Source organism: Paenibacillus sp. J22P59 (assembly GCF_059383895.1).
On sequence record NZ_JBXENX010000001.1, the window covers coordinates 25,069 to 50,755 of the forward strand.

27 protein-coding genes are annotated in these 25,687 nt (G+C 47.1%); 26 read left to right on the forward strand and 1 reads right to left on the reverse strand.

Annotated features, from left to right (window positions below):
- The first annotated feature begins 45 nt into the window (after nt 1-45).
- From rpsP to AC50YO_RS00200, 11 genes are all read left to right on the forward strand, one after another.
- A complete protein-coding gene (gene rpsP / locus AC50YO_RS00150; RefSeq protein WP_015845058.1) occupies nt 46-318 on the forward strand; it encodes a 30S ribosomal protein S16 in 273 nt (90 codons plus the stop codon).
- A 25-nt stretch (nt 319-343) separates the two neighbouring features.
- A complete protein-coding gene (locus tag AC50YO_RS00155) occupies nt 344-574 on the forward strand; it encodes a KH domain-containing protein (RefSeq protein ID WP_494841847.1) in 231 nt (76 codons plus the stop codon).
- Between the two features lie 72 nt (nt 575-646).
- Nucleotides 647-1,171, forward strand: a complete 525-nt coding sequence (gene rimM / locus AC50YO_RS00160; protein WP_494841849.1) for a ribosome maturation factor RimM — start codon at nt 647-649, stop codon at nt 1,169-1,171.
- A gap of 4 nt (nt 1,172-1,175) precedes the next feature.
- Nucleotides 1,176-1,910, forward strand: a complete 735-nt coding sequence (gene trmD, locus AC50YO_RS00165; protein ID WP_494841851.1) for a tRNA (guanosine(37)-N1)-methyltransferase TrmD — start codon at nt 1,176-1,178, stop codon at nt 1,908-1,910.
- Between the two features lie 330 nt (nt 1,911-2,240).
- Nucleotides 2,241-2,582, forward strand: coding sequence for a 50S ribosomal protein L19 (gene rplS / locus AC50YO_RS00170; RefSeq protein WP_494841853.1), 342 nt, complete (start codon nt 2,241-2,243; stop codon nt 2,580-2,582).
- Nucleotides 2,583-2,688: 106 nt separating this feature from the next.
- Nucleotides 2,689-3,360, forward strand: coding sequence for a signal peptidase I (gene lepB, locus AC50YO_RS00175; protein ID WP_494841855.1), 672 nt, complete (start codon nt 2,689-2,691; stop codon nt 3,358-3,360).
- A 37-nt stretch (nt 3,361-3,397) separates the two neighbouring features.
- Complete coding sequence (ylqF, locus tag AC50YO_RS00180; RefSeq protein WP_494841857.1) at nt 3,398-4,285, forward strand: ribosome biogenesis GTPase YlqF; 888 nt, start codon at nt 3,398-3,400, stop codon at nt 4,283-4,285.
- Nucleotides 4,286-4,311: 26 nt separating this feature from the next.
- Nucleotides 4,312-4,923, forward strand: coding sequence for a ribonuclease HII (gene rnhB, locus AC50YO_RS00185; protein ID WP_494841859.1), 612 nt, complete (start codon nt 4,312-4,314; stop codon nt 4,921-4,923).
- A gap of 264 nt (nt 4,924-5,187) precedes the next feature.
- Complete coding sequence (locus AC50YO_RS00190) at nt 5,188-7,011, forward strand: TP0910 N-terminal domain-containing protein (protein WP_494841861.1); 1,824 nt, start codon at nt 5,188-5,190, stop codon at nt 7,009-7,011.
- A complete protein-coding gene (locus tag AC50YO_RS00195) occupies nt 7,008-7,304 on the forward strand; it encodes an EscU/YscU/HrcU family type III secretion system export apparatus switch protein (protein WP_494841863.1) in 297 nt (98 codons plus the stop codon). The genes AC50YO_RS00190 and AC50YO_RS00195 overlap by 4 nt, the downstream gene beginning before the upstream one ends.
- Entirely contained in the window at nt 7,297-7,701 is a 405-nt protein-coding gene (locus AC50YO_RS00200; protein WP_494841865.1) for a YraN family protein, read from the forward strand. Before AC50YO_RS00195 ends, AC50YO_RS00200 begins: the two co-directional genes overlap by 8 nt.
- Before the next feature lie 101 nt (nt 7,702-7,802).
- Here the strand turns inward: AC50YO_RS00200 and AC50YO_RS00205 are convergent, their stop codons facing one another.
- Nucleotides 7,803-9,368, reverse strand: a complete 1,566-nt coding sequence (locus AC50YO_RS00205) for a YifB family Mg chelatase-like AAA ATPase (protein WP_494841867.1) — start codon at nt 9,366-9,368, stop codon at nt 7,803-7,805.
- Nucleotides 9,369-9,680: 312 nt separating this feature from the next.
- Here AC50YO_RS00205 and sucC point away from each other — a divergent pair, with 312 nt between their 5' ends.
- The 15 genes from sucC to fliI all read left to right on the forward strand — a co-directional run bounded on the left by sucC (nt 9,681) and on the right by fliI (nt 25,684).
- Nucleotides 9,681-10,841, forward strand: coding sequence for an ADP-forming succinate--CoA ligase subunit beta (gene sucC, locus AC50YO_RS00210; RefSeq protein WP_494841869.1), 1,161 nt, complete (start codon nt 9,681-9,683; stop codon nt 10,839-10,841).
- Nucleotides 10,842-10,875: 34 nt separating this feature from the next.
- Nucleotides 10,876-11,811, forward strand: a complete 936-nt coding sequence (gene sucD, locus AC50YO_RS00215) for a succinate--CoA ligase subunit alpha (RefSeq protein ID WP_494841871.1) — start codon at nt 10,876-10,878, stop codon at nt 11,809-11,811.
- A gap of 156 nt (nt 11,812-11,967) precedes the next feature.
- Nucleotides 11,968-13,098: a DNA-processing protein DprA gene (dprA, locus tag AC50YO_RS00220; protein WP_494841873.1), complete on the forward strand. Its 1,131-nt coding sequence runs from the start codon at nt 11,968-11,970 to the stop codon at nt 13,096-13,098.
- Nucleotides 13,099-13,128: 30 nt separating this feature from the next.
- Entirely contained in the window at nt 13,129-15,225 is a 2,097-nt protein-coding gene (gene topA, locus AC50YO_RS00225) for a type I DNA topoisomerase (protein WP_494841875.1), read from the forward strand.
- Nucleotides 15,226-15,316: 91 nt separating this feature from the next.
- Nucleotides 15,317-16,648 (forward strand): FADH(2)-oxidizing methylenetetrahydrofolate--tRNA-(uracil(54)-C(5))-methyltransferase TrmFO, encoded by a 1,332-nt coding sequence (trmFO, locus tag AC50YO_RS00230; protein ID WP_494841877.1) that lies wholly within the window; start codon nt 15,317-15,319, stop codon nt 16,646-16,648.
- 76 nt (nt 16,649-16,724) lie between these two features.
- Nucleotides 16,725-17,270: an ATP-dependent protease subunit HslV gene (gene hslV / locus AC50YO_RS00235; protein ID WP_494841879.1), complete on the forward strand. Its 546-nt coding sequence runs from the start codon at nt 16,725-16,727 to the stop codon at nt 17,268-17,270.
- Nucleotides 17,271-17,287: 17 nt separating this feature from the next.
- The gene (gene hslU, locus AC50YO_RS00240; RefSeq protein ID WP_494841881.1) at nt 17,288-18,691 is read left to right on the forward strand and encodes an ATP-dependent protease ATPase subunit HslU; all 1,404 of its coding nucleotides are present in this window, start codon (nt 17,288-17,290) and stop codon (nt 18,689-18,691) included.
- Nucleotides 18,692-18,718: 27 nt separating this feature from the next.
- The gene (codY, locus tag AC50YO_RS00245; RefSeq protein ID WP_494841882.1) at nt 18,719-19,489 is read left to right on the forward strand and encodes a GTP-sensing pleiotropic transcriptional regulator CodY; all 771 of its coding nucleotides are present in this window, start codon (nt 18,719-18,721) and stop codon (nt 19,487-19,489) included.
- 219 nt (nt 19,490-19,708) lie between these two features.
- The gene (gene flgB, locus AC50YO_RS00250; protein ID WP_494841884.1) at nt 19,709-20,119 is read left to right on the forward strand and encodes a flagellar basal body rod protein FlgB; all 411 of its coding nucleotides are present in this window, start codon (nt 19,709-19,711) and stop codon (nt 20,117-20,119) included.
- A gap of 2 nt (nt 20,120-20,121) precedes the next feature.
- Complete coding sequence (flgC, locus tag AC50YO_RS00255) at nt 20,122-20,580, forward strand: flagellar basal body rod protein FlgC (RefSeq protein ID WP_494841886.1); 459 nt, start codon at nt 20,122-20,124, stop codon at nt 20,578-20,580.
- A gap of 21 nt (nt 20,581-20,601) precedes the next feature.
- Nucleotides 20,602-20,910 (forward strand): flagellar hook-basal body complex protein FliE, encoded by a 309-nt coding sequence (gene fliE / locus AC50YO_RS00260; RefSeq protein ID WP_494841888.1) that lies wholly within the window; start codon nt 20,602-20,604, stop codon nt 20,908-20,910.
- Between the two features lie 42 nt (nt 20,911-20,952).
- Complete coding sequence (gene fliF, locus AC50YO_RS00265) at nt 20,953-22,515, forward strand: flagellar basal-body MS-ring/collar protein FliF (protein WP_494841890.1); 1,563 nt, start codon at nt 20,953-20,955, stop codon at nt 22,513-22,515.
- Between the two features lie 11 nt (nt 22,516-22,526).
- Complete coding sequence (fliG, locus tag AC50YO_RS00270; protein WP_494841892.1) at nt 22,527-23,540, forward strand: flagellar motor switch protein FliG; 1,014 nt, start codon at nt 22,527-22,529, stop codon at nt 23,538-23,540.
- Entirely contained in the window at nt 23,533-24,372 is an 840-nt protein-coding gene (locus AC50YO_RS00275; RefSeq protein WP_494841894.1) for a FliH/SctL family protein, read from the forward strand. Before fliG ends, AC50YO_RS00275 begins: the two co-directional genes overlap by 8 nt.
- A complete protein-coding gene (fliI, locus tag AC50YO_RS00280) occupies nt 24,359-25,684 on the forward strand; it encodes a flagellar protein export ATPase FliI (protein WP_494841896.1) in 1,326 nt (441 codons plus the stop codon). Before AC50YO_RS00275 ends, fliI begins: the two co-directional genes overlap by 14 nt.
- The last annotated feature ends 3 nt before the right edge of the window (nt 25,685-25,687 follow it).

The following is a 25,687-nucleotide window of genomic DNA, read 5'->3' on the forward strand; positions in this document are numbered from 1 at the left end:
GAATGAGTGAATAAATCAGTTGATTAGTCGAAGGAGGTGAATTTCATGGCAGTACGTATTCGTTTGAAACGTATGGGTGCTCACAAAGCTCCATTCTATCGCGTTGTTGTTTCTAACTCCCGTTCCCCACGTGACGGTCGCTTTATCGAAGAAATCGGTACTTACAACCCGGTTGCACAACCGGCTCAAGTAACGATTGACGAAGAGAAAGCATTGAAATGGCTGCAAACTGGAGCGCAAGCTTCTGATACCGTTCGCGACTTGCTTTCCAAAGCAGGTGTCCTGAAAAAGTTCCATGAGCTTAAGCAACAGAAATAACTGTTGAACAGCGGAGGGCCTTGAAATGAAAGAATTGATTCTTGTCATAGCAAAGGCGTTAGTGGACCATCCAGAGGACGTGCGCGTGAATGTGAAGGATGATGATCGCGGCACAGTATACGAGCTTTCGGTGCATACTGAGGATATCGGTAAAATCATCGGCAAGCAAGGCCGTATCGCGAAAGCGATACGGACAGTCGTATCGTCCGCTTCCGTCAAATCACAGCAACGCGTTATCGTTGACATCATATCGTAAATGCATAAGAAGCAGGGTTAGGATTAATGTCCTAGCCCTTTTTCGTACACAAAGCAAAGGGCTGATACATAGATGAGCAAAAAATGGTTTACAGTTGGTAAAATCGTAAATACGCATGGTCTTCGCGGCGATCTCAAAATTTTGCCGCAAACGGATTTTGCTGATATTCGTTTTGCAAAGGGCAATACACTCTCCATGTGCGATGAGAAGCTTGGCAAGCGTGTTAATGTCGAAATCGTCACTGCCCGTGAGCAGAAGGGGTTGTATTACCTCAAGCTTAAAGGGTTCGATGATATTAATGAAGTGGAAAAGTATAAGAGCTGGCTGCTTCAAGTATCGGAAGAGGATCTGGAGGAGCTTGATGAAGGCGAATATTATTACCATGAAATTATCGGCTGCCAGGTCGTAACGGAAGATGGCGAAGAGCTCGGAACGATCTCTGAAATATTAAGCCCTGGAGCGAATCATGTATGGGTCGTTGACCGTCCCAAATCAAAAGGCAGCCAAGTGCTTATTCCTGTAATTGACGACGTAGTCATTGCTGTTGATGTTGCAAGCAAGATCGTGACGGTTCGTTTGATGGAAGGGCTGATCTAACCCGATGAGAATAGATGTACTGACGCTGTTCCCAGAAATGTTCGACGGCGTATTCGGCGCGAGCATTCTAGGCAAAGCCAAGGATAAAGGGATTGTCTCCCTTGAAGCGATTAACTTCCGCCAATATGCGAACAATAAGCATAATACAGTGGACGATTATCCTTATGGAGGCGGAGGAGGCATGGTCTTGAAGGCCGAGCCGGTATTTTCCGCAGTCGAGGATCTAATGAAGGATAAAGAGAGCGAGAGTCGCCCCCGTGTCATTCTAATGTGCCCCCAAGGTGAATCCTTCACCCAGCGCAAAGCGGAGGAGTTGTCCAAGGAAGAGCATATTGTTCTTATTTGCGGCCATTATGAAGGCTATGATGAACGAATCCGCGAGCATCTTGTGACCGATGAAATTTCCATAGGCGATTATGTGTTGACAGGTGGAGAGATTCCGGCAATGACGGTCATTGACAGCGTTGTACGGCTGCTGCCGGGCGTGCTGGGCAATGAAACATCCGCGGTTACGGATTCGTACAGTACAGGACTGCTCGAATACCCCCATTATACGCGTCCTGCGGTATTCAGGGACTGGGAAGTGCCAGAAGTGCTTATATCGGGGAATCATAGCCGAATTGATGCCTGGAGGCGTGAGCAGTCGCTTCTGCGGACATTGACCCGACGTCCGGATATGCTCGATAAGGCGGTGCTGACAGACAAGGAGCGGAAATGGCTAGCATCACAGCGCAAATAAAGCAGGGACCGATCCGCATGCCTTTGAGGGCAAGGCGAATACGGTCTCTTTTTCAATAGTAAGCTTATGGAATAGAGGGAAATGGGGCATAATAGAATCATATGGTTTGATTCGCCCTTATCCTAACGAATTAGGTAGTGCCTATCCTATTAACATAGAAAATCGGGCAGCTGCATTAACCTATAAAAATAGCTTGAACCTAGTTGGGTGATATGGTATAATTTCAAATGTTGTACGTATTAGTCGGGCGGTCCGCTAATAGTAATGACCCGGTTCAGAGGAACTTGGAGAGCTATTAAGAACGTCTATGGTGGAAGGAGTGAATCCAAGATGAATCTTTTACAAACAATTGCTCAAGAACAATTGCGTCAAGACCTTCCTAATTTTCGTCCAGGTGACACGTTGAAAGTCTACGTTAAAGTTATCGAGGGAACTCGTGAGCGTGTCCAGCTGTTTGAAGGCGTAGTAATTAAACGTCGTGGCGGCGGAATTAGCGAAACGTTTACTGTACGTAAAATTTCTTACGGTGTTGGTGTGGAAAGAACTTTCCCGCTGAACTCGCCTAAAATCGACAAAATCGATGTGGCTCGCCGTGGTAAAGTGCGTCGTGCGAAACTGTACTACCTTCGCGAACTTCGCGGTAAAGCTGCAAGAATTAAAGAAATTCGCTAAGAACAAACGACTAGAGGGGCTTGCGCAAACAAGCTCCTTTTCGTTATTTTTGCAGGTTGTGAGTCAAATGCAATTGGGAATAACGTAAAGAAAGAGGGCGGAATTGATGGATTCAGGGCAGCGTAATGATGTGCCGGTTAATGAGGTCAATTCGGAAGGGTTGGATAGCCAGTCATCTAACGTTCCAACGAAGAATGCCAAATCCGGCAAAAACGGCGGACGAGCCTCGAAAGAAATAGTGGAGTGGATTAAGGCGCTCGCTATTGCAGTTATTTTAGTGTTAGTCATCCGGACTTTTTTGTTCTCTCCGTTTATAGTAGATGGTTTCTCCATGCAGCCGAATTTTCAAACGGACGAGCGTCTTATTGTAAATAAAATATTGTATAAAATTCGTGAGCCTAAGCGCGGAGAAGTCGTTGTCTTCCACGTGCCAGATGAAGGCAGAGACTTTATTAAGCGCGTAATCGCTTTGCCGGGGGATACCGTCAAGGTTGATGGGGACGATGTATTCGTTAATGGAGAAAAGATCGAGGAGCCTTATATAAAAGAAGCGGTTGAAGCTGCTCATGCAGAGGGCATTCTATATAATGCATTCCGCAGCGAGCTGTCTAATTTCGCTGAAGCTACCGTGCCGGAGGGAACCATCTTTGCGATGGGAGATCACCGAGATGATAGCAAGGACAGCCGTGAAATTGGCTTCGTATCCGAAAAAGAACTAATCGGCCGTGCAGATGTCGTATTCTGGCCGCTGAGTGACTTCAGATTCGTCAAGAACTAAGAGACAAATAATGTACGGTAATGAATGAGGTGAGGAAATGACCATTCAATGGTTTCCGGGTCATATGACCCGAGCAAGACGGCAAATACAGGACAAGCTGAAACTAATCGATATTGCCATTGAGCTATTGGATGCGCGTGTTCCGCTTTCAAGCCGCAACCCTATGGTTGATGAAGTATTAGCTGGTAAACCCCGGCTTATCGTATTGAATAAATCGGATCTGGCTGATCCGAAGATGACGGAAGAGTGGATGGCTTATTTTGCTTATGAGGGTCATGAGGTCGTATCCGTTGATTCTTCGACGGGAACACGTGTCAACGAGATTCCGATTAAAGCAAAAGAGCTGCTGCATGAGAAAATCAATCGCCAGCTATCCAAGGGAATAAATCCACGCGCAGTTCGAGGTCTAATTGTCGGAATTCCCAATGTCGGCAAATCTACGTTAATTAATCGTCTCGCCGGCCGCAATATTGCGATTACAGGTGATCGCCCTGGTGTAACGAAGGGGCAGCAATGGATCAAGATTGGCACAGAGATGGAGCTTCTTGATACGCCAGGTATTTTGTGGCCCAAATTCGAGGATCAGCTTGTTGGCTATCGACTGGCGATGACGGGTGCGATCAAGGAGCAAGTACTGAATGTTGAGGATATTGCATTCTTTGCTATCCGAGAGCTTGTCGATCGCTATTGGCCTGCTATGCAGGAGCGATTCGAATTGGTAATGGATAAGCCGCAGGACTTTACGAATCCAGATGAGATTGTTCAAGTCATGGAAGCGATCGGCCGTAAGAGAGGCTGCCTGCTCAGCGGTGGACATGTGGATCTGGAGAAGGCATCCGGTATCATATTAAGAGAGCTGCGAGCTGGCAAGCTTGGCCGCATTACGCTGGAAGCGCCATACCCGGCAGCTGGAACAAGGACTTAGGATCAATAACCGGGGGAATAACATACGTGCTGGAATATGAAGAAAAGCTATGGAACGAAGGTTATGCAGCGATCGCGGGTGTCGATGAAGTAGGAAGAGGCTGCTTGTTCGGTGACGTGGTCGCAGGTGCCGTGATTTTACCTCCTCATGTTGTGCTTGAAGGAGTTAATGATTCCAAAAAGCTGTCGGAGAAGAAGCGGGATGAGCTGTACGAAGTCATCAAATCTCACAGTCTGGCTTGGTCAGTAGCTCGCGTTGATGCGGAGACGATTGATCGCATTAATATTAAACAAGCTGCTCGATTAGCCATGAAGCTAGCTGTGCAATCTTTGCAGGTCGAGGCCGATTATTTGCTGGTGGATGCGGAAAAGGTCGATCTCCCGCAGCCGCAGCTCGCTATAATCAAGGGGGACGCGACGAGTCAATCCATCGCGGCAGCCTCTATTATGGCGAAGGTAACTCGCGATCGTCTGTGCATGACGGAATGGGAGCAGCTATATCCGGAATATGGCATTGCTATACATAAGGGATATGCAACCAAGCTGCATCGGGAAAGATTGTTGGAGTACGGGGCAAGCCCGCTGCATAGGAAATCCTTTTTGGGTAAAATATTCGTGGAACAGCAGCAATTATTTTAGATCAGCGCCATTCGTTTTAATAACTTTGTTTGGACATAGAAGGACAGCAGGTCTGCATGTATGCAGGCGATATGCTCGTCCTTTTTTTGTGCGTTGCTGATAAGGGAGGCGATTTATGAGCTATCATGCATAAATTTGGTGCAGTTATAGAATGAAAATTAGTTGCTTGCTTGTTAATTGGCGGTGGAGCAAAGCCGATAAATAAGATAGCAGTGTTATAATGAATAAAGTGATATAGGTATAGTTACTTGGAAGCGGGTGTCAATGTTGAATATTGGACAAATGATGAGAAGCCTGCTTGGTGAAGCTTCTGGAGGCGAGACACGTGCGATGGAGCTGAAGGCGGGCCAAATCGTTCGTGGGATCGTCTTGCAGCTTATGGATAATAATGAAGCGCTAGTACAAATAAATGGGGTACAGGTTCGTGCTCACTTGGAGCTGCCTTTGCAGCTCGGGCAATCAGCGATGCTGCAAGTACAGTCGCAGTCGTCTGGCAGCTTGGTTATGTTGAAGCAGGTTGATCCATTAACCGTAGGGCTGCCGGAGGAAACGCTCAAGGAATGGGCGAAAATGCTAGGCCTGCCTGAACAAAAATGGGCGATGGAGCTTATTAAGGATCTGCGCAAGGAAGGTATAACTCTTAATAAAGAAACAGGGCAGCTGTTTCAGCAAGCGATGGCGTCCAAACCGGCAGGAGTGGATACCGAGCAATGGATGCAGGCAGCCGCATCAGCCTTTAAGCGGGGGCTGCCTATGACAAATACATCTATCAGCGGCCTGCAGCAGGTCATGTTCGGACGTTCTGCACATGAGCTGATAGATTCCTTGCAGCAGCAATTAGCTGCTGTCAGCTCTTCTAAGGCGCCATCAGAAGCCTCTGGAGGTGCGGATAAGTCGTTGCAACAGTTGACCGCTAAGCTGCAGGCGCTGCTGGCAGAAGGCGCTGTTCTGTTTAAAGCAGCCGCTGAAGGGAACCTATCAGGTCGAGCCCAATCAGCTGTATTGCCAGCACAAGGACAGCAGGCCGCTCCAGCCACAGTGCAAACGCAACAAGCTAATGCGCCGACCACTGTGCCGTCTCAAGCTAATCAAGCAGCCTCGCAAACTCTAGTCTCAGGGATGGGGGAGCAGCATGATGCAGGTCCGAACGCCCGGCTGATTCCAACAGCGAATAGCACATCTAACTGGTTGGGGCAGATGATGAAATGGCTTGGGGTAGATTACGAAAATCAATTATCCAAGCAGCTGTCATCTGGTCATGGAGCTTCAACGCCGACGCAAGTAGCAACGAGCAATAATTCGACTGTTGCTAGCGCAGCACATGGTACGCTGGCACAGCCTGCTGGAGCGGAGGAAACTTCTCGACAGGGGACATCGCCAACAGAGCGTAACAGCCAAGCTCAAGGCGGTCCAGCTGCTGCAACACATAGCAGCGGACTGGAGCTTCGTCAGTTAACTGAGCGCCAGGCTCTCGAACTGCCAGCGTCTCTCCCTAGGGCGGCTGGAGATGCCGTACCGGAGGACGCGAAGCCAGTGGCACAGCAGGAATCACTGAAAAGTGTCCTGTTATCCATTGCCGCTTCTTCGGACGCGCCGCCAGCGCTTCGTGAGACCGCACAGCAGCTTGTATCCCATATCACAGGGCAGCAGCTGCTGCTTACACCAGAGCGTAACGGAATGATGTTTACCCATCTTACGATGTTCGTGCCGCTGCATAGCCCGGATGGCGATCAAACGGCCTCCGTCCATATCCAGACGAGAAGAGGACGCAAGGGGGAGCTCGACGCGAGCAACTGCAGATTGTTATTCAATTTAGAGATGAAGAATCTGGGGGACACAATCGTAGATGTTAATGTAGTCGACAAGATTGTTAGTCTAACGCTCTGGAATAACCACCCGGCTATTAGCGCATTGACGGAAGCGTCTCGTTCCGAAATTACGGACAGCTTGTCTCAAGCAGGCTATCAGTTATTATCGCTTCGGACGACACCAACGATTAAGGATGTGGATGGTGAAGGGGGAGACAAGCTTCCAGACCCGCAGCAATTCGGATCAACCCGCTACAAAGGAGTGGACTTCCGTATATGAAGAACAGCAACGGCACGCCAGCTCAGACTCGTAAGGCAGTTGCCTTGAAATACGAGCCGGGAGAGAATAATGCTCCTGTTGTCATCGCTAAAGGCCAGGGTCATCTGGCGGAGCAAATTTTGGAGAAGGCAGCAGAGAACGGCATTCCTGTACAGGAGGACTCCTCTCTGGTCGAAGTATTGTCCAAGCTGGATATTGATCAGACGATACCGCCTGAGCTGTATGCCCTCGTTGCCGAAATTCTTAGCTTTGTATATCGCTCTGACCGCAAAGCGAGGGACTGGAATGAATAATGGCAAGGATGGAGTAAGGAAGAGTCAGCAAGGTGAAGATCCACGGAGGGCAATGGGCAGGGCAGGAGAAGATGCGGCTTGCGCTTATTTGGAGCAGGCCGACTATTTACTGCTGGACCGTAATTGGCGTTGCAGAATGGGCGAATTGGATATAGTAGCAGCACGTGATGGCATTCTGATTATCGTAGAGGTTCGCACTCGACGTGAGGGAGGACGCTTCGGCACAGCTGTCGAGTCGATTGACCGCCGCAAACAGCAGAAGGTAGCAGCGCTGGCGCAATATTATGTGAAGATGAAGCAGTTGGAGAATCGAACCACTCGCTTTGATGTCATTGCTGTTCAGATTGGCAAAGATGGGACCGTTCTTGAGCTAAGGCATATAGAGCGGGCATTCTAGCTATTAAGAGAAATTAGCTATTGTGAGAAAAGCTCCTTGTCAAAGCCTATAGTTGGCCTTTGACAGGGAGCTTTTCCTCATGCAAGGAGGCTTGAGGATAGTTATAGATCAAGCCTGCGATATTGGATCGCTTCAGCGACATGCTCAGACTCTACTAGTCTGCTGCCTTCAATGTCGGCGATTGTTCTTGCGAGCCGCAGAATTCGGTCATAGGCTCGCATGCTAATATTGAACGCTTGAAGCGCATTGTTAAGCAGGAGGTGCGCATCCGGCTTGATTAGGATGGAACGGCGCAGAGCTATGCCAGCTAAGCGTTGATTCGGATTTATTCCTAATTCAATCGAACGCTTGCTTTGACGGGCCTTCGCCTCCAGTACAAGTTGCCGCATAGCTGCAGAGTTCATGCCATCAGGGGTATTTTCAAGGGAGGAGGCATGCTTATCGAGCGGCCGTGGCACCTCTAACTGAATGTCGATGCGGTCGAGCAAGGGTCCCGATAGCCGCGCTCTATATCTTGCAATGACGGAATCACTGCAAATGCAGCGTTTTGCTGGCGTTTCGTGGCCCGCATAACCGCATGGGCAGGGATTGAAGGAGGCCGCCAGCATAAAGCTTGCGGGAAATTGAAATACAGCTCTTGATCTGGCGATCGTAACAATTCCATCTTCTAAAGGCTGTCTTAATACTTCCAGCACCTGTCTGGAAAACTCCGGCAGCTCATCAAGATATAAGACCCCCCTGTGGGCGAGCGTCACTTCACCTGGTTTCGGAATAGAGCCTCCTCCGATCAGTCCGCCAGAGGAGATTGTATGGTGAGGAGCGCGAAAAGGGACTGTCCGCATAAGTCCTATAGCTTTGGAAGGAAGCTTGCCAGCAGCACTGTATATTTTGGTTACTTCAAGAGCCTCCTGTTCATTAAGCGGAGGCAGTATAGTGGGGAGGCGGCGTATCATCATCGTTTTTCCTGTACCCGGAGGCCCTGAGAACAGCAGATTATGAGCGCCAGCCGCTGCTATAAGCAGTGCTCTTTTGGCTTGCTGCTGACCGATGATGTCACTATAATTTCCCCAGCTTTCATCAGGCTCGATAGGAGTTGTGTCAGCATTCCTCTCATGACAGTGGGTTTCTATATCGAAGCGAATAGAAGCCCATGAAGCCGCCGAACCATCCTTTATTATTAATTCTTTCAAATGGCTTAAGGCGAACAGCTCCATACCGGTAATCCAAGCGGCTTCCGTTGCATTGGCGAGCGGCAGCAGAACTTTACGAATACCGCTGCGCTTGGCTTGCTCCACCATCGAAAGAACACCTGGAACCGCTCTTACCTGCCCATTTAGAGATAATTCTCCAATAAGCATGGTGTCATGGAAAGGAGTCATATCGAGCTGGCCGCTTGCCGTTAATATGCCTGCTGCAATCGCCAGATCAAAGGCGGTGCCTTCCTTGCGAAGATCCGCTGGAGCCAGGTTGACGGTGATGCGATCAAGGGGAAAGGCAAACCCGCTGTTTTTGATCGCGGCTCTAACTCGTTCCACCGATTCTCTAACGGCTGGATCTGGGAGCCCAACCACATTGATTTGGGGGAGGCCACTCGCGATATCGACCTCAACGGCTATTCCCTTGGCTTCGATACCGTGAACACTGCTGCTGTGCATTAAACTAAACATAAAAAAGAGCACCTCCATTATTGGGATGAAGGTGCTTCCTCACGTCCTAGATTAGTGATTTTACTATAAATTGTAAATTCATAATAATTGATATTTATTATTTTTGTCAATTTCATGGTGGTTTTTGCATATAGAGGAAGCGTGAAAGGCCATACTAACACGCAGGATTTGTCGTTTAATCTCATTTTGAGATGAAACCCATATCAAAAAACCAAAACCCGAAGGGTCGAAATATCGGGGGAAAGATGCTACAATGATTAGGGTTTGTGTACATATGACTGAACTCAGTCTGTGAAATGGAGGATTTCAACAATGAATATCCATGAGTATCAAGGCAAAGAGGTTCTGAAACAGTACGGTGTTGCTGTTCCAGAAGGTAAAGTAGCTTTCTCTGTTGATGAAGCAGTAGAAGCGGCAAAAGCACTGGGTACCCCAGTTGTTGTCGTAAAAGCACAAATTCATGCAGGCGGACGCGGTAAAGCCGGCGGCGTTAAAGTAGCTAAAAACCTGGATGAAGTTCGCGCTTATGCAAGCGAGATTCTGGGCAAGGTGCTGGTAACGCACCAAACAGGTCCAGAGGGCAAAGAAGTTAAGCGTCTCCTTATCGAGGAAGGCTGCGACATTAAAAAAGAGTACTACGTTGGTATTGTCGTAGACCGTGATACTGGACGAGTTGTTATGATGGCTTCGGAAGAAGGCGGCACAGAGATCGAAGAAGTTGCTGAGCATTCCCCGGAGAAAATTTTCAAAGAAGTAATTGATCCAGCCGTTGGTTTGCAAGTGTTCCAAGCACGCAAATTGGCTTATGCAATTAACATTCCAAACGAGCTTATTAACAAAGCGGTTAAATTCATGGTTGCTTTGTACACAGCTTTCGTAGAAAAAGATTGCTCGATCGCTGAGATCAATCCGCTTGTCGTTACTGGCGACGGTAATGTCATGGCTCTTGACGCTAAGATGAACTTCGACTCCAACGCGTTGTACCGCCGCAAAGATATCGTGGCGCTTCGCGACCTAGAAGAAGAAGATGCAAAAGAAATCGAAGCTTCCAAATATGACCTGAGCTATATTGCCCTTGGCGGTAACATTGGCTGTATGGTTAATGGCGCAGGTCTTGCGATGGCAACGATGGACATTATTAAATATTATGGCGGCGACCCTGCCAACTTCCTAGACGTAGGGGGCGGTGCTACGAAAGAGAAAGTAACGGAAGCGTTCAAAATCATCCTGTCCGATGAGAACGTAAAAGGTATTTTCGTTAACATTTTCGGTGGCATCATGCGTTGTGACGTAATCGCTGACGGTGTTATCGCTGCTGCGAAAGAGCTTGGCCTAGATCGTCCGCTGGTTGTAAGACTGGAAGGTACGAACGTAGAGCTTGGTAAAAAAATGTTGAACGAATCGGGACTGAACATTGTAGCGGCGGACTCCATGGCTGACGGCGCACAAAAAATTGTCGCTCTCGTGCAATAATTACGCGAATTCAATAACGGGGATGTGAGATTCGATGAGCATTTTGGTCAATAAAGATACAAAAGTCATCACGCAAGGGATTACAGGCGCAACAGGTCTCTTCCATACAAAAGGCGCATTGGAATACGGTACGCAAATGGTTGGCGGTGTTACACCAGGCAAAGGCGGCACGAACGTTGATATTACGCTTGAGAATGGCAACGTCGTTTCCCTTCCGGTCTTTAATACGGTTGGACAAGCGGTTGAGGCAACTGGCGCAACAGCTTCTGTTATCTATGTACCTCCTGCATTTGCAGCAGATTCCATTATGGAAGCGGTAGATGCTGGTCTTGATCTGGTTATCTGTATTACAGAAGGTATTCCAGTTCTGGATATGGTAAAAGTAAAACGTTACATGGAAGGCAGCAAAACGACTTTGATCGGTCCTAACTGCCCTGGTGTTATTACACCTGATGAGTGCAAAATCGGCATTATGCCGGGCTACATTCATACAAAAGGCCATGTAGGCGTAGTATCTCGTTCTGGAACATTGACTTATGAAGCCGTTCACCAATTGACAACTCGCGGTATTGGTCAATCCTCCGCAGTTGGTATCGGTGGGGACCCTGTAAAAGGCTCCGAGTTCATCGACGTGCTGAACCTGTTCAATGAAGATCCAGACACTTATGCGGTTATCATGATCGGTGAGATCGGTGGTACAGCAGAAGAAGAAGCAGCGGAGTGGATCAAAGCGAACATGAAGAAGCCGGTTGTAGGCTTCATCGGCGGCGCTACAGCACCTCCGGGCAAACGTATGGGTCATGCGGGCGCAATCATCTCTGGCGGCAAAGGTACTGCAGCTGAGAAAATCGCAACGCTTGAAGCATGCGGCATCAAAGTAGCTCCGACACCTTCCGACATGGGCTCGACACTTGTCGCTGTTCTGGAAGAGCAAGGGCTGCTTGAGAAATGTACGACTGTATCTAAATAAGCAAGACCGATAAGGTAAGCAACCTTCTAACCCTCTTGGGGATTGGAAGGTTGCTTTTTTTTGTGAAAATGGGCGGCCGACTTGCATTCTTTTGCCATGTAACGCACAATAGGAAGGAATGCTGGCCGGCCCTCGCACTAAGGAGGGGGTGGTCGAATGAAGCTGGATGTGGATAAATGCAGGCAAATGACGATTATGCTGCATGAATTGGCGGGCATCGGGTGGCATACCGTCCAAAAGGCGCTTGCTGGGGAAGCCTGGCACTATAGCGATACGATGAAATCGGCAGATTGGCAGGCCATTGGCTTGCAGAAGGCTCAGGCTGAGACAGTTGTGCAGCGGATGAGAGAGCCCTTCGATTTGAAAGATACGCCTTATGATCGTGCTCAGAAGCTTGGAATTGCGGTTATAACGCTTTTTGACCCTGAGTATCCCGAATATCTGCGTCACATTCCGCAACCGCCCTGGGTGCTATATGCGCGCGGGAGAATGGAATTGCTGAACCGCCCATCTATTGCAATTGTAGGGACAAGAAATCCGACTGCTTATGGGCGCCATACCTCGGCTTTACTCTCGGAGCAATTGTCAATGAAAGGCATGACTATCGTGAGCGGATTAGCTCGTGGAATAGATAGCAAGGCGCATGAAGCAGCACTGCGCGGAGCGGGAAGTACGATTGCCGTACTTGCATGCTCTGTAAATTGTTGTTATCCTTCAGAGAATAGATCTTTATATCAGCAGATCGCAGAGCAGGGGCTATTAGTATCAGAAACGCCGATCGGGTCGCCGCTGCATCCGGGCATGTTCCCTTTGAGGAATCGCATTATTGCGGGATTAACACTTGGGACATTAGTCATCGAAGCGGCGAAGGGCAGCGGATCACTTATTACAGCAGATCAAGCGCTTGATATGTCACGTGATCTGTATGCAGTGCCTGGACCGATTTCCTCGCCGAAGAGCGAAGGGACCAACGAATTGCTTGGGCAAGGTGCCAAGCTGGTGAGCAAAGCTGATCATATAATAGAAGAATACGGCTGGCTGGAGCCTGTATTGCAATCCTTTACAGCAAGGGAAGCTGTTGAGTCCCAGAAGTCCTTGGCAGACCTTGCAGCCATGACGGATGATGAATGCAAGGTAATAAAGCTGCTTCAGGATCAAGCATTAACGATTAATGAATTACACCAGCTGACTTCTATCCCGTTTGGACTTTTAAGTGCACTTCTGATAAATTTATGTATAAAACGAAAGATAGAACAGCAGCCTGGGGCACTTTATATAGCGTTGTAACAAGAGCAGTGGAGAGAGGAGGCGCCTGACATGGCAGATTCACTAGTAATCGTCGAATCACCGGCCAAGGCCAAAACCATCGGGAAATATTTGGGCAGCAAGTACATTGTCAAAGCCTCGATGGGACATATTCGCGATTTGCCTAAGAGTCAAATTGGCGTCGAAGTGGAGAATGATTTCCATCCCAAATATATTACGATACGGGGCAAAGGCAGCGTATTGAAAGAATTAAAGGATGCTAGTAAAAAAGTAAAGAATGTCTATCTAGCAGCCGATCCGGATCGCGAAGGAGAAGCGATAGCTTGGCATTTGGCGCATTATTTGGAGCTGGATGAAACAGATACCTGCCGCGTTGTATTCAATGAGATTACGAAGCAAGCGGTTAAGGATGCTTTCAAAACGCCGCGCAAGATTAATATGGATCTGGTAAATGCCCAGCAAGCTAGACGTATTCTAGATCGGCTTGTTGGTTACAAGATCAGCCCGCTGCTGTGGAAGAAAGTGAAAAAAGGGCTGTCAGCAGGCAGAGTTCAATCCGTCTGCGTGAAGCTTATTATTGATCGGGAGAATGAGATTGACGCTTTTATTCCCGAAGAGTATTGGTCAATTACGGCTAAGCTGACGCAAAATGGCGTTCCCTTCGAAGCCAAATATCACTCGATTAATGGCGAGAAGCGCGAGCTTGGCAACGAAGAAGAAATGCAGAAGGTACTGGATGCCGTGAATGGCAATCAATTCACAGTAGCTCAAGTGAAGGAGAAGGAGCGTCTGCGCAATCCGGCACCGCCATTCATTACAAGCTCCTTGCAGCAAGAAGCAGCTCGTAAGCTTGGCTTTCGGGCTTCTAAGACCATGTCAGTAGCGCAGCAGCTGTACGAAGGTGTTGAACTGGGCAAAGAAGGCACAGTCGGTTTAATCACCTATATGAGAACAGACTCCACACGTATTTCGCCGATTGCTCAAGAAGAAGCGAAGGAATACATTATTGGAAGATATGGAGCGCCATTCGTGCCGGAACAGCCGCGTATTTATACGAAGAAGAATAGCAATGCGCAGGATGCGCATGAAGCGATTCGTCCTACTTCAATATTACGTGATCCGGAAACGATGAAGCCTTTTCTAAGCCGAGATCAAATGCGACTATACAAATTGGTATGGGAAAGGTTCGTATCGAGCCAAATGTCATCTGCCGTGCTAGATACGATGACCGTTGACCTGGAATCGGGAGAAACAATCTTCCGTGCGAATGGCTCGAAGGTCAAATTTGCCGGCTTCATGAAGGTCTATGTAGAGGGCAATGATGACGGTACGGAGGAGGAGCATAAATTCCTTCCTCCATTCGCAACGGGGGATCTCGTCCATTCGGATTCGATCGAGCCTAAGCAGCATTTCACGCAGCCTCCGCCGCGATTCTCAGAAGCGAGGCTTGTCCGTACACTAGAGGAATTAGGCATAGGACGGCCGAGTACTTATGCGCCAACATTGGAGACCATCCAAAAACGCGGTTATGTAGCTATCGAAGAGAAAAAATTCATGCCTACCGAGCTTGGTGATTTGGTTATTCAATTGATGGAGGAGTTTTTCCCGGAAATTCTGAATGCCGAATTCACAGCGCATATGGAAGGCGATCTTGACCATGTCGAGGATGGCACCCAGGATTGGGTGAAGGTACTCGCTTCCTTTTACGAATCATTCGAGAAACGACTCGAAGTTGCGGAAGAGGAAATGAAAGAGATTGAGATCCAAGATGAAGTATCCGATGAGCTCTGTGAGAAATGCGGACGTCATCTCGTATATAAGATGGGGAGATTCGGCAAGTTTTTGGCTTGCTCAGGATTCCCGGATTGTCGGAATACGAAGCCAATTGTCAAGGATATCGGCGTTGTATGTCCGAAATGTGCGACAGGTAAAATTATCGAGCGGCGCAGTAAAAAAGGTCGGATTTTCTATGGTTGCGATACTTATCCGACATGCGACTACGTCTCTTGGGATAAACCGACGAATAAGCCTTGTCCGAAATGTGAGACGATGATGGTCGAGAAGCGCAATCGGAATGGTGGAAGACTGCAATGTACGGCATGCGATCATTCGGAAGAAATTCCTGAAGATGATTTGGAACAAGCTTAAGTGAACTTACTCACTTGACCAGTCCTCCCTTCACAGGGGGGACAACTGTTTTTTTATATACAGTCTTAAACATTTATTGGAGGTCATATCATTGTCTCAACAACAGGTTACCGTCATTGGCGCAGGATTAGCTGGAAGTGAAGCAGCATGGCAGATCGCTTCCCAAGGTGTGCCAGTCGTTCTATATGAAATGCGTCCCGAAACAAAAACGCCTGCCCATCATACCAATCAATTCGCAGAGCTAGTATGCAGCAACAGTCTGCGTGCTAACGGTCTATCCAATGCAGTAGGCGTTTTGAAAGAAGAAATGCGCCAGCTTGATTCTTTGATTCTTGGCTGCGCAGACCGCAATGCAGTTCCTGCTGGAGGAGCACTGGCTGTTGACCGCGATGGCTTCTCGGGAGAGGTAACTCGTCTATTACACGAGCATCCGCTTGTAGAGGTTCGCAATGAGGAAGTAACGAGCATTCCAGAGGATGGTATTGTCGTTATTGCGACAGGCCCGCTGACTGCGCCTTCTTTATCTGCTCAAGTGAGAGACTTGCTTGGCGAAGAATATTTCTATTTCTATGATGCAGCAGCGCCGATCGTGGAGAAGGATTCCATAGATATGAGCAAGGTCTATTTGGCATCTCGTTATGATAAAGGTGAAGCAGCTTACTTGAATTGTCCAATGACCGAAGAGGAATTTGAAATTTTTCATGAAGCTTTAACGACTGCAGAGACAGCTGAATTGAAGGAATTTGAGAAGGAAGTTTATTTTGAAGGCTGTATGCCGATTGAAGTGATGGCAAGCCGCGGCAAGCAGACGGTACTATTCGGGCCAATGAAGCCAGTTGGGCTTGTTAATCCTCACACAGGCAAGCTGCCGCATGCGGTGATTCAGCTTCGTCAAGATAACGCCGCAGGTACGCTTTACAATTTAGTTGGTTTTCAAACTCACCTCAAATGGGGCGAGCAGAAGCGGGTATTCCAGCTAATACCTGGTCTGGAGAATGCAGAATTCGTTCGCTTTGGCGTCATGCACCGGAATACCTTCATTAATTCACCACGCGTCATGGAGCCGACTTATCAGTTGAAAAACCGTGATACGTTGTTTTTCGCGGGTCAGATGACTGGTGTGGAGGGCTATGTGGAGTCAGCTGCTTCCGGCCTTATTGCCGGCTTCAATGCAGGAAGATTAGCGCGAGGTCTGGAGCCGCTTGTGCTGCCTGTTGATACAACCTTAGGCAGTATGGCAAATTATATTACAACAGCGGACTTTAAGCACTTCCAGCCGATGAATGCCAACTTCGGATTATTCCCGCCGCTTGAGAAGCGGATTCGCAATAAGAAAGAGAAGAATGAAGCGATTGCCAACCGTGCTCTTGAAGGGATTGCGAAATTTAAAGAGGAACATTTCGTACATTTGTCCGTAGAGTAGCTAATAGTCGTTTTTTGAGATTAGCAACTATATAAAAAAAAGCAAGCCGTAGAATAAATTTCGGGAGGGCAAAGAGATGGATATGGAATTTCACGCTACTACGATATGCGCTGTAAGGCATGAAGGCAAAGGCGCAATCGCCGGAGATGGGCAGGTTACATTCGGGAATAGTGTTGTAATGAAGAACAAGGCAAAGAAGGTTCGCAGACTATATCGCGGGCAGGTTATTGCCGGCTTTGCTGGCTCAGTAGCAGATGCCATCACTTTGTTCGAGAAGTTTGAAGCGAAGCTCGAGGAGCATCACGGCAATCTGCAAAGAGCTGCTGTTGAGCTCGCCAAGGATTGGCGCTCCGATCGCGTCCTTCGCAAGCTGGAAGCGCTCATGCTTGTGATGGATAACACAGGACTATTGTTAATATCGGGCAATGGCGAAATTATTGAACCTGATGACGGTATTCTAGCGATTGGCTCCGGAGGCAATTATGCTCTGGCTGCTGCTAGAGCGCTGCAGAAGCATGCGCCGCAGCTTGATGCAAAGGATATGGCTCGATCTGCTTTGGAAGTAGCTGCTGACATATGTGTGTATACCAATCATAATATTATTGTGGAAGAAATCGGCTAATGAGCGGAGGAGATAATATGTTGAATGATGCACTGACCCCAAGGCAAATTGTTGCGGAACTAGATAAGTATATCGTTGGGCAAAAGCAAGCGAAACGCTCGGTAGCAATAGCCCTTCGCAATCGCTACCGCAGAAGCAAGCTGGATGAGACGCTCCGCGATGAAATCGTACCTAAAAATATCCTTATGATCGGTCCTACTGGTGTAGGTAAGACAGAGATAGCACGTAGACTGGCAAAGCTCGTAAAGGCTCCTTTCGTTAAGCTGGAGGCTACAAAGTTCACAGAGGTTGGCTATGTAGGGCGTGATGTCGAATCCATGGTTCGAGATTTGGTCGAGACGGCTATTCGTATGGTTAAGGCAGAGAAGACCGAGCAGGTTCAGGATAAGGCGGAGAAGTTGGCGAATGACCGACTGATAGCGCTTCTTGCCCCTTCTAAAGCAAAGGATAAGCCGCAAAAAAATCCGTTCGAAATGCTTTTTGGCAATCAACAAAATACGCAAGAACCAACAGAAGAGCCGGAGCAGGATCATTCGGTTATTCAAAAACGTTCCCAGATCAAAGAAGATCTCGCTGCAGGCAAGCTTGAGAATGAGATCGTGGAAGTCGAAATAGAAGATAATGCTCCAAATATGCTGGATATGCTGTCTGGTCAAGGTCCAGATGGAATGGGCGGCATGAATATGCAGGAGATGTTAGGACAATTTCTTCCTAAGAAAATGAAGAAGCGCAAGCTCCCTGTGAAAGAAGCACGCAAAGTATTGATTCAAGAGGAAGCGAATAAATTGATCAATATGGATGAGGTCATTGCCGAATCAGTGTCTCGTGCTGAGCAGTCTGGCATTATCTTTATTGATGAGATTGATAAGATTGCCAGTCCTTCGAGAGGGTCAGGCCCGGATGTGTCCAGAGAAGGCGTGCAGCGGGATATCTTGCCGATTGTAGAAGGCTCGACGGTTATGACCAAATATGGTCCTGTCAAAACGGACTATGTCTTGTTTATTGCAGCCGGTGCATTCCATATCGCGAAGCCTTCGGATCTCATTCCGGAGCTACAAGGACGTTTTCCGATTCGGGTTGAACTGACTTCGTTAAGTCTTGAAGATTTCATGAGCATTCTGAAAGAACCAAAAAATGCGCTGACCAAGCAATACGCAGCACTATTGCAGACAGAGGGAATTGCTATAGAGTTCTCTGATGATGCAATTAGAGAGATTGCGTCGATTGCAGCAGATGTAAATCGCAATACGGAGAATATCGGGGCTCGGAGGCTTCACACGATCCTTGAGAAGCTTCTTGAGGATTTATCGTTCGAAGCGCCGGATATAACGTTGGACAAAATGACAATAACACCGGAGTATGTCCGTGATAAAGTCGGGGGCATTGCGCAAAACCGGGATTTGAGTCAATATATATTGTAGTTGGGATGAGTTTTGGGAGGCTTAAGCATGACTTTACTTACAAAAACAAGAACGCTTAATCGGCTGCTTCAACGAGCGGCCGGCAAGGCGTTGAATTTCAGAGAAATGGCAGATGTTTTGAGCAGCACGATTCAGACGAATGTATTTGTTGTCAGCCGTAGAGGAAAGGTGCTTGGCTGTGCAGCGGTAAATCCGTATGATCACGATATGCTGCGTCAGATGTCGGGTAGCGAGCTGCGTTTTTCTCAAGAAAGCAATAGCTTATTTTTGGACATGCAGGAATCTATTACAAATGCATCTCCAGATACTGGGGTATACGACACATTTCCTTCACTTGGTCAGCAAGAAATTATGACCGTAGTTCCCATTATTGGTGGGGGCGATAGATTAGGGACTTTAGTCCTTACTCGGAACGTTGGAACCTTTGATGATGACGATTTAATTCTTGCAGAATATGGCTCTACCATTGTTGGAATGGAAATATTGCGGGAGCGTGCTGAGGAAATTGAGCAAGAGGTGCGCAGTCGAGCTGTAGTAGCGGTTGCAATCGGCTCCTTATCTTTTAGTGAAATGGAAGCAGTCGAGCATATTTTTGAAGAACTCGAAGGCAAAGAAGGTTTGCTAGTTGCATCCAAAATTGCCGACAGAGTGGGAATTACTCGCTCAGTAATTGTCAACGCTTTAAGAAAGCTGGAAAGCGCTGGAGTGATCGAGACAAGATCCCTTGGAATGAAAGGTACTTACATTAAGATATTGAATCATCAACTGCTGCAAGAGCTGGAGAAGCTCAAAAAATAGCTGTATGATCTATCTACTGAAAAAGCCCTATCTTCTATTAAAGATAGGGCTTTTTTCTCATTGTTATTTTTTAGGATATTGTTGAATATAAACATGTCAGCAAATATCGACAGAAGGGTCTCATTTTTTTCATAATTAAATGTCGAAAAAAGCAGGAATGCTTCCTATTCTGTTGAATACGTTTATGAAGATCTTCTAATTGAAAGTGGTGAATACTACATGAAACTTTTAAGCGGCGCATCTTTTCAGAGAATGGAAGGCGCTGTACATGCTGCTGAAATGCGGCAAGGAGTTATCTCAAACAACATTGCGAACGTCGACACTCCTCAATTTAAAAGATCCGAGCTATTGTTTGAAGAACTGCTTAAGCAGGAAATGGGCAATAATGATTCAACAAAGCTCAAGGGCAAGCGGACGAATGAACGTCATCTTCCGATAGGCAGTGCAAAAGCTGCTTCTGCACAGCTTGTAACGGATCAAGTATCCCAAATGAATAACAATGAGAATAACGTCGATATCGATCGAGAGATGTCTCTGCTGGCGAAAAATCAACTAAGTTATAACTTTTATATTGGCCAGATTAATCATGAAGTGAATATGCTACGTACTGCTATAGGAGGGAGAGGATAAAAGTGAGACTATCTAGTGGTTTTGATGCGAGCGCGTCAGCCCTTACTGCACAGCGTTTGCGGATGGACGTTATATCTTCCAACATCGCTAATGCGGAAACGACTCGCGCAGGATTCGTTAATGGTCAATTTGTACCTTACAAAAGAAAAATGGTCGTACTAGAGCCCTCTCAGCAAAACTTTTCCTCGTTGTTGAATCAACAAATGGGAGTAGGTAGTCGTACTCAGGACGTTCAAGGGGTTAGAGTTGCAAAAATAACAGAAGACCAAACACCAACAAAGCTGGTTTATAATCCTACTCATCCTGATGCGGATGCGAATGGTTATGTAAATATGCCAAATGTCGACGTACAAAAAGAGATGGTCGACATGATATCAGCCTCACGTTCGTATGAAGCTAACGTAACAGCAATCAATGCTTCTAAGGCGATGTTTCTAAAAGCACTTGAGATCGGTAAATAAAATTGAAGATGGAGGGTATCCATGATTCAACCTTTGCAGCTTAACCAGGTATTACCCACAAACAAAACAATTGAAACAGCGCAAATAAAAAAAGCTACACCAGCAGAACTAACAGATTCATTTGGACAATATTTAAAAGCAGCTTTGGATGGCGTAAGTGCCCAAGAACAAAATGTACATAAAATGAACGATAAATATTTGGTTGGCGAAGTTGATGTTACTCAGGTATTGATTGCATCGGAGCAAGCGCAGCTTGGTCTTCAATTAACCTCACAGGTCCGCAACAAAATGATCGAGGCATATCAAGAAATAATGCGGATGCAAATTTAATCGCACTTGAGATCCAGTAAAGAATTTGGGTGAGGTGACAACGTGAATGAAAAGGTCGCCCAGTACAGACAAAGGATTACGCAGTTCTGGCGTCAGATGGGCAGAAAACAGAAAATATGGTTGGGGGCGTCCGCAGGTGTCCTGTTGTTGTCCATAATTTTATTAACCATCATATTCTCAAGAACAGAGTATGAAGTGGCTTTTAAAAATTTAGATACAACGGATGCTGCGGCAATAATGACTTATCTTGATGGAAGTGGCATTCCTTATGTATTAAGCAACAATGGCAACACGATATCGGTGCCAAGCGCAGTAGCTTCACGTGTTAAGGTAGATGTGGGCTCACAAGGGCTTGTGCAGAATGGTTCGATGGGCTTCAAAGATTTCACGTCGGGATCATCCGCATTTGGCACAACCGACAATGAGTTCAATGTTAAATACATTAATGCGTTGAATGGCGAGGTTCAGCAATTACTCAATGGGATGCAAGGCGTAGAGCGGTCGAAAGTGCTGATTACGCTGCCAGAGGAAACGGTATTCCTAACCCCTGAGGAAAAGGATCAAGCATCAGCTTCGATCATGATGAACTTTACAGCAGGCTACCGGCCAAGCCAGAAGGAAATTGATGGCTATTATAACCTGGTGAAGACAGCGGTACCTAAGCTGGCGCTTGCGAATATTACTATCTCAAGCCCGCAAGGCGAGCTAACTTCTTCTGAAGCAAGCAATGCTGCGGTAGGTATGGTAGATGCCATTGAGAATCAATTCACGATCCAACGCAAATATGAAGCAGAACTGAAGAAAAACATCCAACAGTTCTTGGGTGATAATCTTGTCATTCACGTGGCAACCAGCTTTAACTTCGATAAAAAGAGAACAGAAGAGCAACTGGTACGGCCTTTGGAGAATAACAGTAACAACGGCATCATTATTAGCGAAGAGGAAAATACGAGCACGTCGACTAACGGCAGCAGCACAGCCGGCGGTGTAGCTGGTACAGGGGAAACAGATGTGCCAGGTTATACGTCAACGGATAATAGCGGACAATCGGAATCGGAGACTAGCTCCAAAATTACGAATTATGATGTGGATCGAATAAATAATTTGATCGAATCTGCACCTTATCAATTGAAAGACTTGTCCATCAGCGTCGGAGTTGAGGCAGCTGACCTAAATGAACAATATCGCACAGACATTACGAATTACTTAACAACGCTGGTTCGGGCACAGCTTGCAGATTCCGGTCAGAATGTTAATGATGACGTACTAATTGGTAAAAAAGTTTCAGTTATTTCAAGAACTTTCGCAGATAACGGCAATACTTCGTCGGCAAGCGGTCTATCATTGCCGTGGGTAATCGGCATCGGCTTAGCAGCGTTAGCATTAATCAGCGGTCTCGTATTCGTGCTTGTCCGCAGACGCAAACAGCAGCAAGTGGTTGAAGAACTCGTGGTGGATTCGTCGTCGACTAAAGTTGAATATCCAACCTTGGATTTCGAGAATGCGAATAGTGATAGTCAAGCAAGGAAAAATCTTGAAACACTTGCCAAACGCAAGCCGGAAGAATTCGTTAATCTTCTTCGCTCCTGGCTTGTGGAGGAATAGGGGTAGTTCAAATGGCGAAAATGATGAATGGATTATCTGGTCGACAAAAGGCAGCGATCCTTCTCATTACGTTGGGACCAGAGGTTTCTGCTCAAATCTTTAAACACTTGAGAGAAGAAGAAATCGAACAGCTAACGCTAGAAATTGCCAATGTACGAAAGGTAGACAGCTCTGAGAGAGAAATGATTCTAAGCGAATTTCACCAAATCTGCTTGGCACAAGAGTATATTTCACAGGGTGGCATTACCTACGCGAAAGAAATCTTGGAGAAAGCGCTTGGCGAGCAGAAGGCTGGAGAGGTTATTAGCCGCTTGACAGCGACGCTTCAAGTTAGACCTTTTGACTTTGCTAGAAAAGCAGAGCCTATGCAAATATTGAATTTTATACAAAATGAAAACTCGCAGACGATTGCTCTGGTGCTATCCTATCTGCAATCTGATCAGTCATCGCATATCCTATCTTCATTGCCACAAGAGAAGCAGGCGGATGTAGCTAGAAGAATTGCGCTGATGGACAGTACATCGCCAGAGGTTATCGGTCAAGTAGAACGTGTGTTGGAGCAGAAGCTATCATCCACTGTAACGCAGGACTATACGAATGCAGGCGGTATTGATTCTATCGTTCAAATCTTGAATGGCGTAGACCGTGGTACAGAGCGCACGATACTCGATGCACTCGAGATTCAAGATCCAGAGCTTGCTGAAGAAATCAAAAAACGGATGTTCGTATTCGAGGATATTGTTAATGTGGATAATCGCTCCATTCAACGTATCATTCGCGACATCGAGAATGCTGATCTTCAGTTGGCGCTTAAAGTGGCTAGCGAGGAAGTTCGTGAAGCTATTTTCCGCAACATGTCCAAACGGATGGCGGAATCTTTCAAAGAAGAAATGGAGTTCATGGGTCCTGTCCGGCTGCGTGATGTCGAGGAAGCTCAGACTAGAATCGTTGCTACGATTCGTAGGTTGGAGGAATCCGGCGAAATTATTATAGCCCGCGGCGGAGGAGATGATATCATTGTCTAATTTGATAAAATCTTCGAGCGTCATCTCGATTGAACAGTTGAAGCAGCTTTATTGGCTGAACCAGCATGCAGCGGTGGAAGAAAATGCCGAGCAGGCTCAGAATGCTGCTGAATTATTGCCTGATGAAGAGACTATTACGATTAGAGATCAAATCATTGCGGATGCCCAGTCTTTCGCTGAAGAGCGCATTAAAGAGGCCGGTCAGCAATGTGAGCAGATGATCGGAGATGCGGAAGCTCAAATCGATGCTTGGTGGCTTGAGAAGCGGCTGGAAGATGAAGCCATTGTGCAAGAGTCTCGTGAAGCTGGTTATTCGGCTGGCTATGCAGAAGGAACGGAGCAAGCAGCAGCACAGCTTCAGCAGGATTGGGAGCAGCGCTTGTCAGAAGCTAATGCGATTCTGCAATCTGCTTATGAGATGCGTGAGCAAATCATTCAAGAAGCAGAGCCTTTTCTCGTCGAGCTTAGCTGTTCGATATCAGAGAAAGTGATCGGGCAGCAACTGGCTGGAACACCGGAGCTTTCATTAGAGCTTATTCGCAAATCGTTAGCGAGAAGAAGAGAGCAAGGCGTCATTACCTTATGCGTAGCTCCAGGGCAGCTCTCATTCGTTCAAGCAGCAAGGGAAGAGCTGAATCTGGTCATTGATTCTCAGGCTGAGCTCCAAGTGCTGCCTGACTCAACGGTAAAAGATTTTGGCTGTGTCATCCGTTCCGCATATGGCAGTATTGATGCCCGAATCGATACGCAATTGTCAGAAATTAAGCGTGAACTTGTACAACTTGCTCATCAAAGCAGTGAAGAGCGGGGTCATGCGGATGAACAAAATTAAACTAGATGCATCCAAATATGTAGAGCACTTGGGTCCTATAGATCCGGTGCGAATTAATGGCAAGGTAACGCAAGTTATCGGATTGACGGTTGAATCCGAAGGACCAGATGCTAGTATCGGTGACGTATGCCTGATTTACTCTGCAAAAGGTGCCAAACCGATCAAAGCCGAGGTTGTCGGCTTCCGGGATAACAAAGTCATCCTTATGCCGCTGGGTGATCTTCATTCGATAAGCCCGGGCTGCGATGTGGTCGGAACAGGCAAGCCGCTTAGTGTACAAGTAGGCTCAGAGCTTCTAGGCAAAGTTCTGGATGGTCTCGGCCAGCCGCTGGATGGTTCTTTTCTGCCAAGCCGTATGCAGCATTATTCTACTCATAATGAACCTAGCAATCCGCTCAAGCGACCGCGGGTAGTAGACCCGCTCGGTATTGGCGTACGTGCGATTGATGGTCTTCTGACTGTCGGACAAGGTCAGCGTGTTGGTATATTTGCAGGCTCTGGCGTAGGGAAAAGTACTTTGTTAGGCATGATCGCTCGCAATACGACTGCTGATGTCAATGTTATTGCCCTAATCGGAGAGCGCGGACGCGAGGTTCTCGAATTTATCGAAAAGGATCTTGGTCCTGAAGGGCTAGCGCGCTCGGTCGTTATTGTAGCGACCTCCGATCAGCCTGCATTAATACGAATAAAAGGTGCGTTGATCGCCACCTCAATCGCAGAGTACTTCAGGGATCGCGGCCTGAACGTCATGCTAATGATGGATTCCGTTACGCGTTATGCTATGGCGCAGCGTGAGGTCGGACTAGCCATAGGCGAGCCGCCTGCAACACGAGGCTACACGCCTTCTGTATTTGCGAATCTGCCGAAGCTTCTAGAACGGGCTGGAACAGGGCCGACAGGGTCGATTACAGCATTCTATACCGTGCTTGTTGATGGCGATGATATGAACGAGCCAATTGCGGACGCCGTTCGCGGAATACTGGACGGTCATATTGTTCTAAGCAGGCATCTGGCGCATAAAGGCCATTTTCCAGCTATTGATGTACTTGCTTCTGTCAGTCGTGTAATGAAAGAAATTATTACAGAAGAACAGCAGGATGCGGCCAATCAATTAAAACGCCTTCTATCTATATATAAGGATTCGGAAGACTTAATTAATATTGGGGCGTACCAGCGGGGTTCTAACGAAGAAATTGATTTGGCCATGGATTATATTGATTCTATTAATCAATTTACGAGGCAGAAGACCAATGAAAAGGTCGGATTGGAAGAAGCACAGGAACGACTAATTAACGAATTCTACAGGAGATGAATT

Excerpts from the sequence above, each read along its gene's own strand:
- rpsP (WP_015845058.1), top strand. The coding sequence starts at position 46 with ATGGCAGTACGTATTCGTTTGAAACGTATGGGTGCTCACAAAGCTCCA.
- AC50YO_RS00155 (WP_494841847.1), top strand. The coding sequence starts at position 344 with ATGAAAGAATTGATTCTTGTCATAGCAAAGGCGTTAGTGGACCATCCA.
- rimM (WP_494841849.1), top strand. The coding sequence starts at position 647 with ATGAGCAAAAAATGGTTTACAGTTGGTAAAATCGTAAATACGCATGGT.
- trmD (WP_494841851.1), top strand. The coding sequence starts at position 1,176 with ATGAGAATAGATGTACTGACGCTGTTCCCAGAAATGTTCGACGGCGTA.
- rplS (WP_494841853.1), top strand. The coding sequence starts at position 2,241 with ATGAATCTTTTACAAACAATTGCTCAAGAACAATTGCGTCAAGACCTT.
- lepB (WP_494841855.1), top strand. The coding sequence starts at position 2,689 with ATGGATTCAGGGCAGCGTAATGATGTGCCGGTTAATGAGGTCAATTCG.
- ylqF (WP_494841857.1), top strand. The coding sequence starts at position 3,398 with ATGACCATTCAATGGTTTCCGGGTCATATGACCCGAGCAAGACGGCAA.
- AC50YO_RS00190 (WP_494841861.1), top strand. The coding sequence starts at position 5,188 with ATGTTGAATATTGGACAAATGATGAGAAGCCTGCTTGGTGAAGCTTCT.
- AC50YO_RS00195 (WP_494841863.1), top strand. The coding sequence starts at position 7,008 with ATGAAGAACAGCAACGGCACGCCAGCTCAGACTCGTAAGGCAGTTGCC.
- AC50YO_RS00200 (WP_494841865.1), top strand. The coding sequence starts at position 7,297 with ATGAATAATGGCAAGGATGGAGTAAGGAAGAGTCAGCAAGGTGAAGAT.
- AC50YO_RS00205 (WP_494841867.1), bottom strand. The coding sequence starts at position 9,368 with ATGTTTAGTTTAATGCACAGCAGCAGTGTTCACGGTATCGAAGCCAAG.
- sucC (WP_494841869.1), top strand. The coding sequence starts at position 9,681 with ATGAATATCCATGAGTATCAAGGCAAAGAGGTTCTGAAACAGTACGGT.
- sucD (WP_494841871.1), top strand. The coding sequence starts at position 10,876 with ATGAGCATTTTGGTCAATAAAGATACAAAAGTCATCACGCAAGGGATT.
- dprA (WP_494841873.1), top strand. The coding sequence starts at position 11,968 with ATGAAGCTGGATGTGGATAAATGCAGGCAAATGACGATTATGCTGCAT.
- topA (WP_494841875.1), top strand. The coding sequence starts at position 13,129 with ATGGCAGATTCACTAGTAATCGTCGAATCACCGGCCAAGGCCAAAACC.
- hslV (WP_494841879.1), top strand. The coding sequence starts at position 16,725 with ATGGATATGGAATTTCACGCTACTACGATATGCGCTGTAAGGCATGAA.
- hslU (WP_494841881.1), top strand. The coding sequence starts at position 17,288 with ATGTTGAATGATGCACTGACCCCAAGGCAAATTGTTGCGGAACTAGAT.
- codY (WP_494841882.1), top strand. The coding sequence starts at position 18,719 with ATGACTTTACTTACAAAAACAAGAACGCTTAATCGGCTGCTTCAACGA.
- flgB (WP_494841884.1), top strand. The coding sequence starts at position 19,709 with ATGAAACTTTTAAGCGGCGCATCTTTTCAGAGAATGGAAGGCGCTGTA.
- fliE (WP_494841888.1), top strand. The coding sequence starts at position 20,602 with ATGATTCAACCTTTGCAGCTTAACCAGGTATTACCCACAAACAAAACA.
- fliG (WP_494841892.1), top strand. The coding sequence starts at position 22,527 with ATGGCGAAAATGATGAATGGATTATCTGGTCGACAAAAGGCAGCGATC.
- fliI (WP_494841896.1), top strand. The coding sequence starts at position 24,359 with ATGAACAAAATTAAACTAGATGCATCCAAATATGTAGAGCACTTGGGT.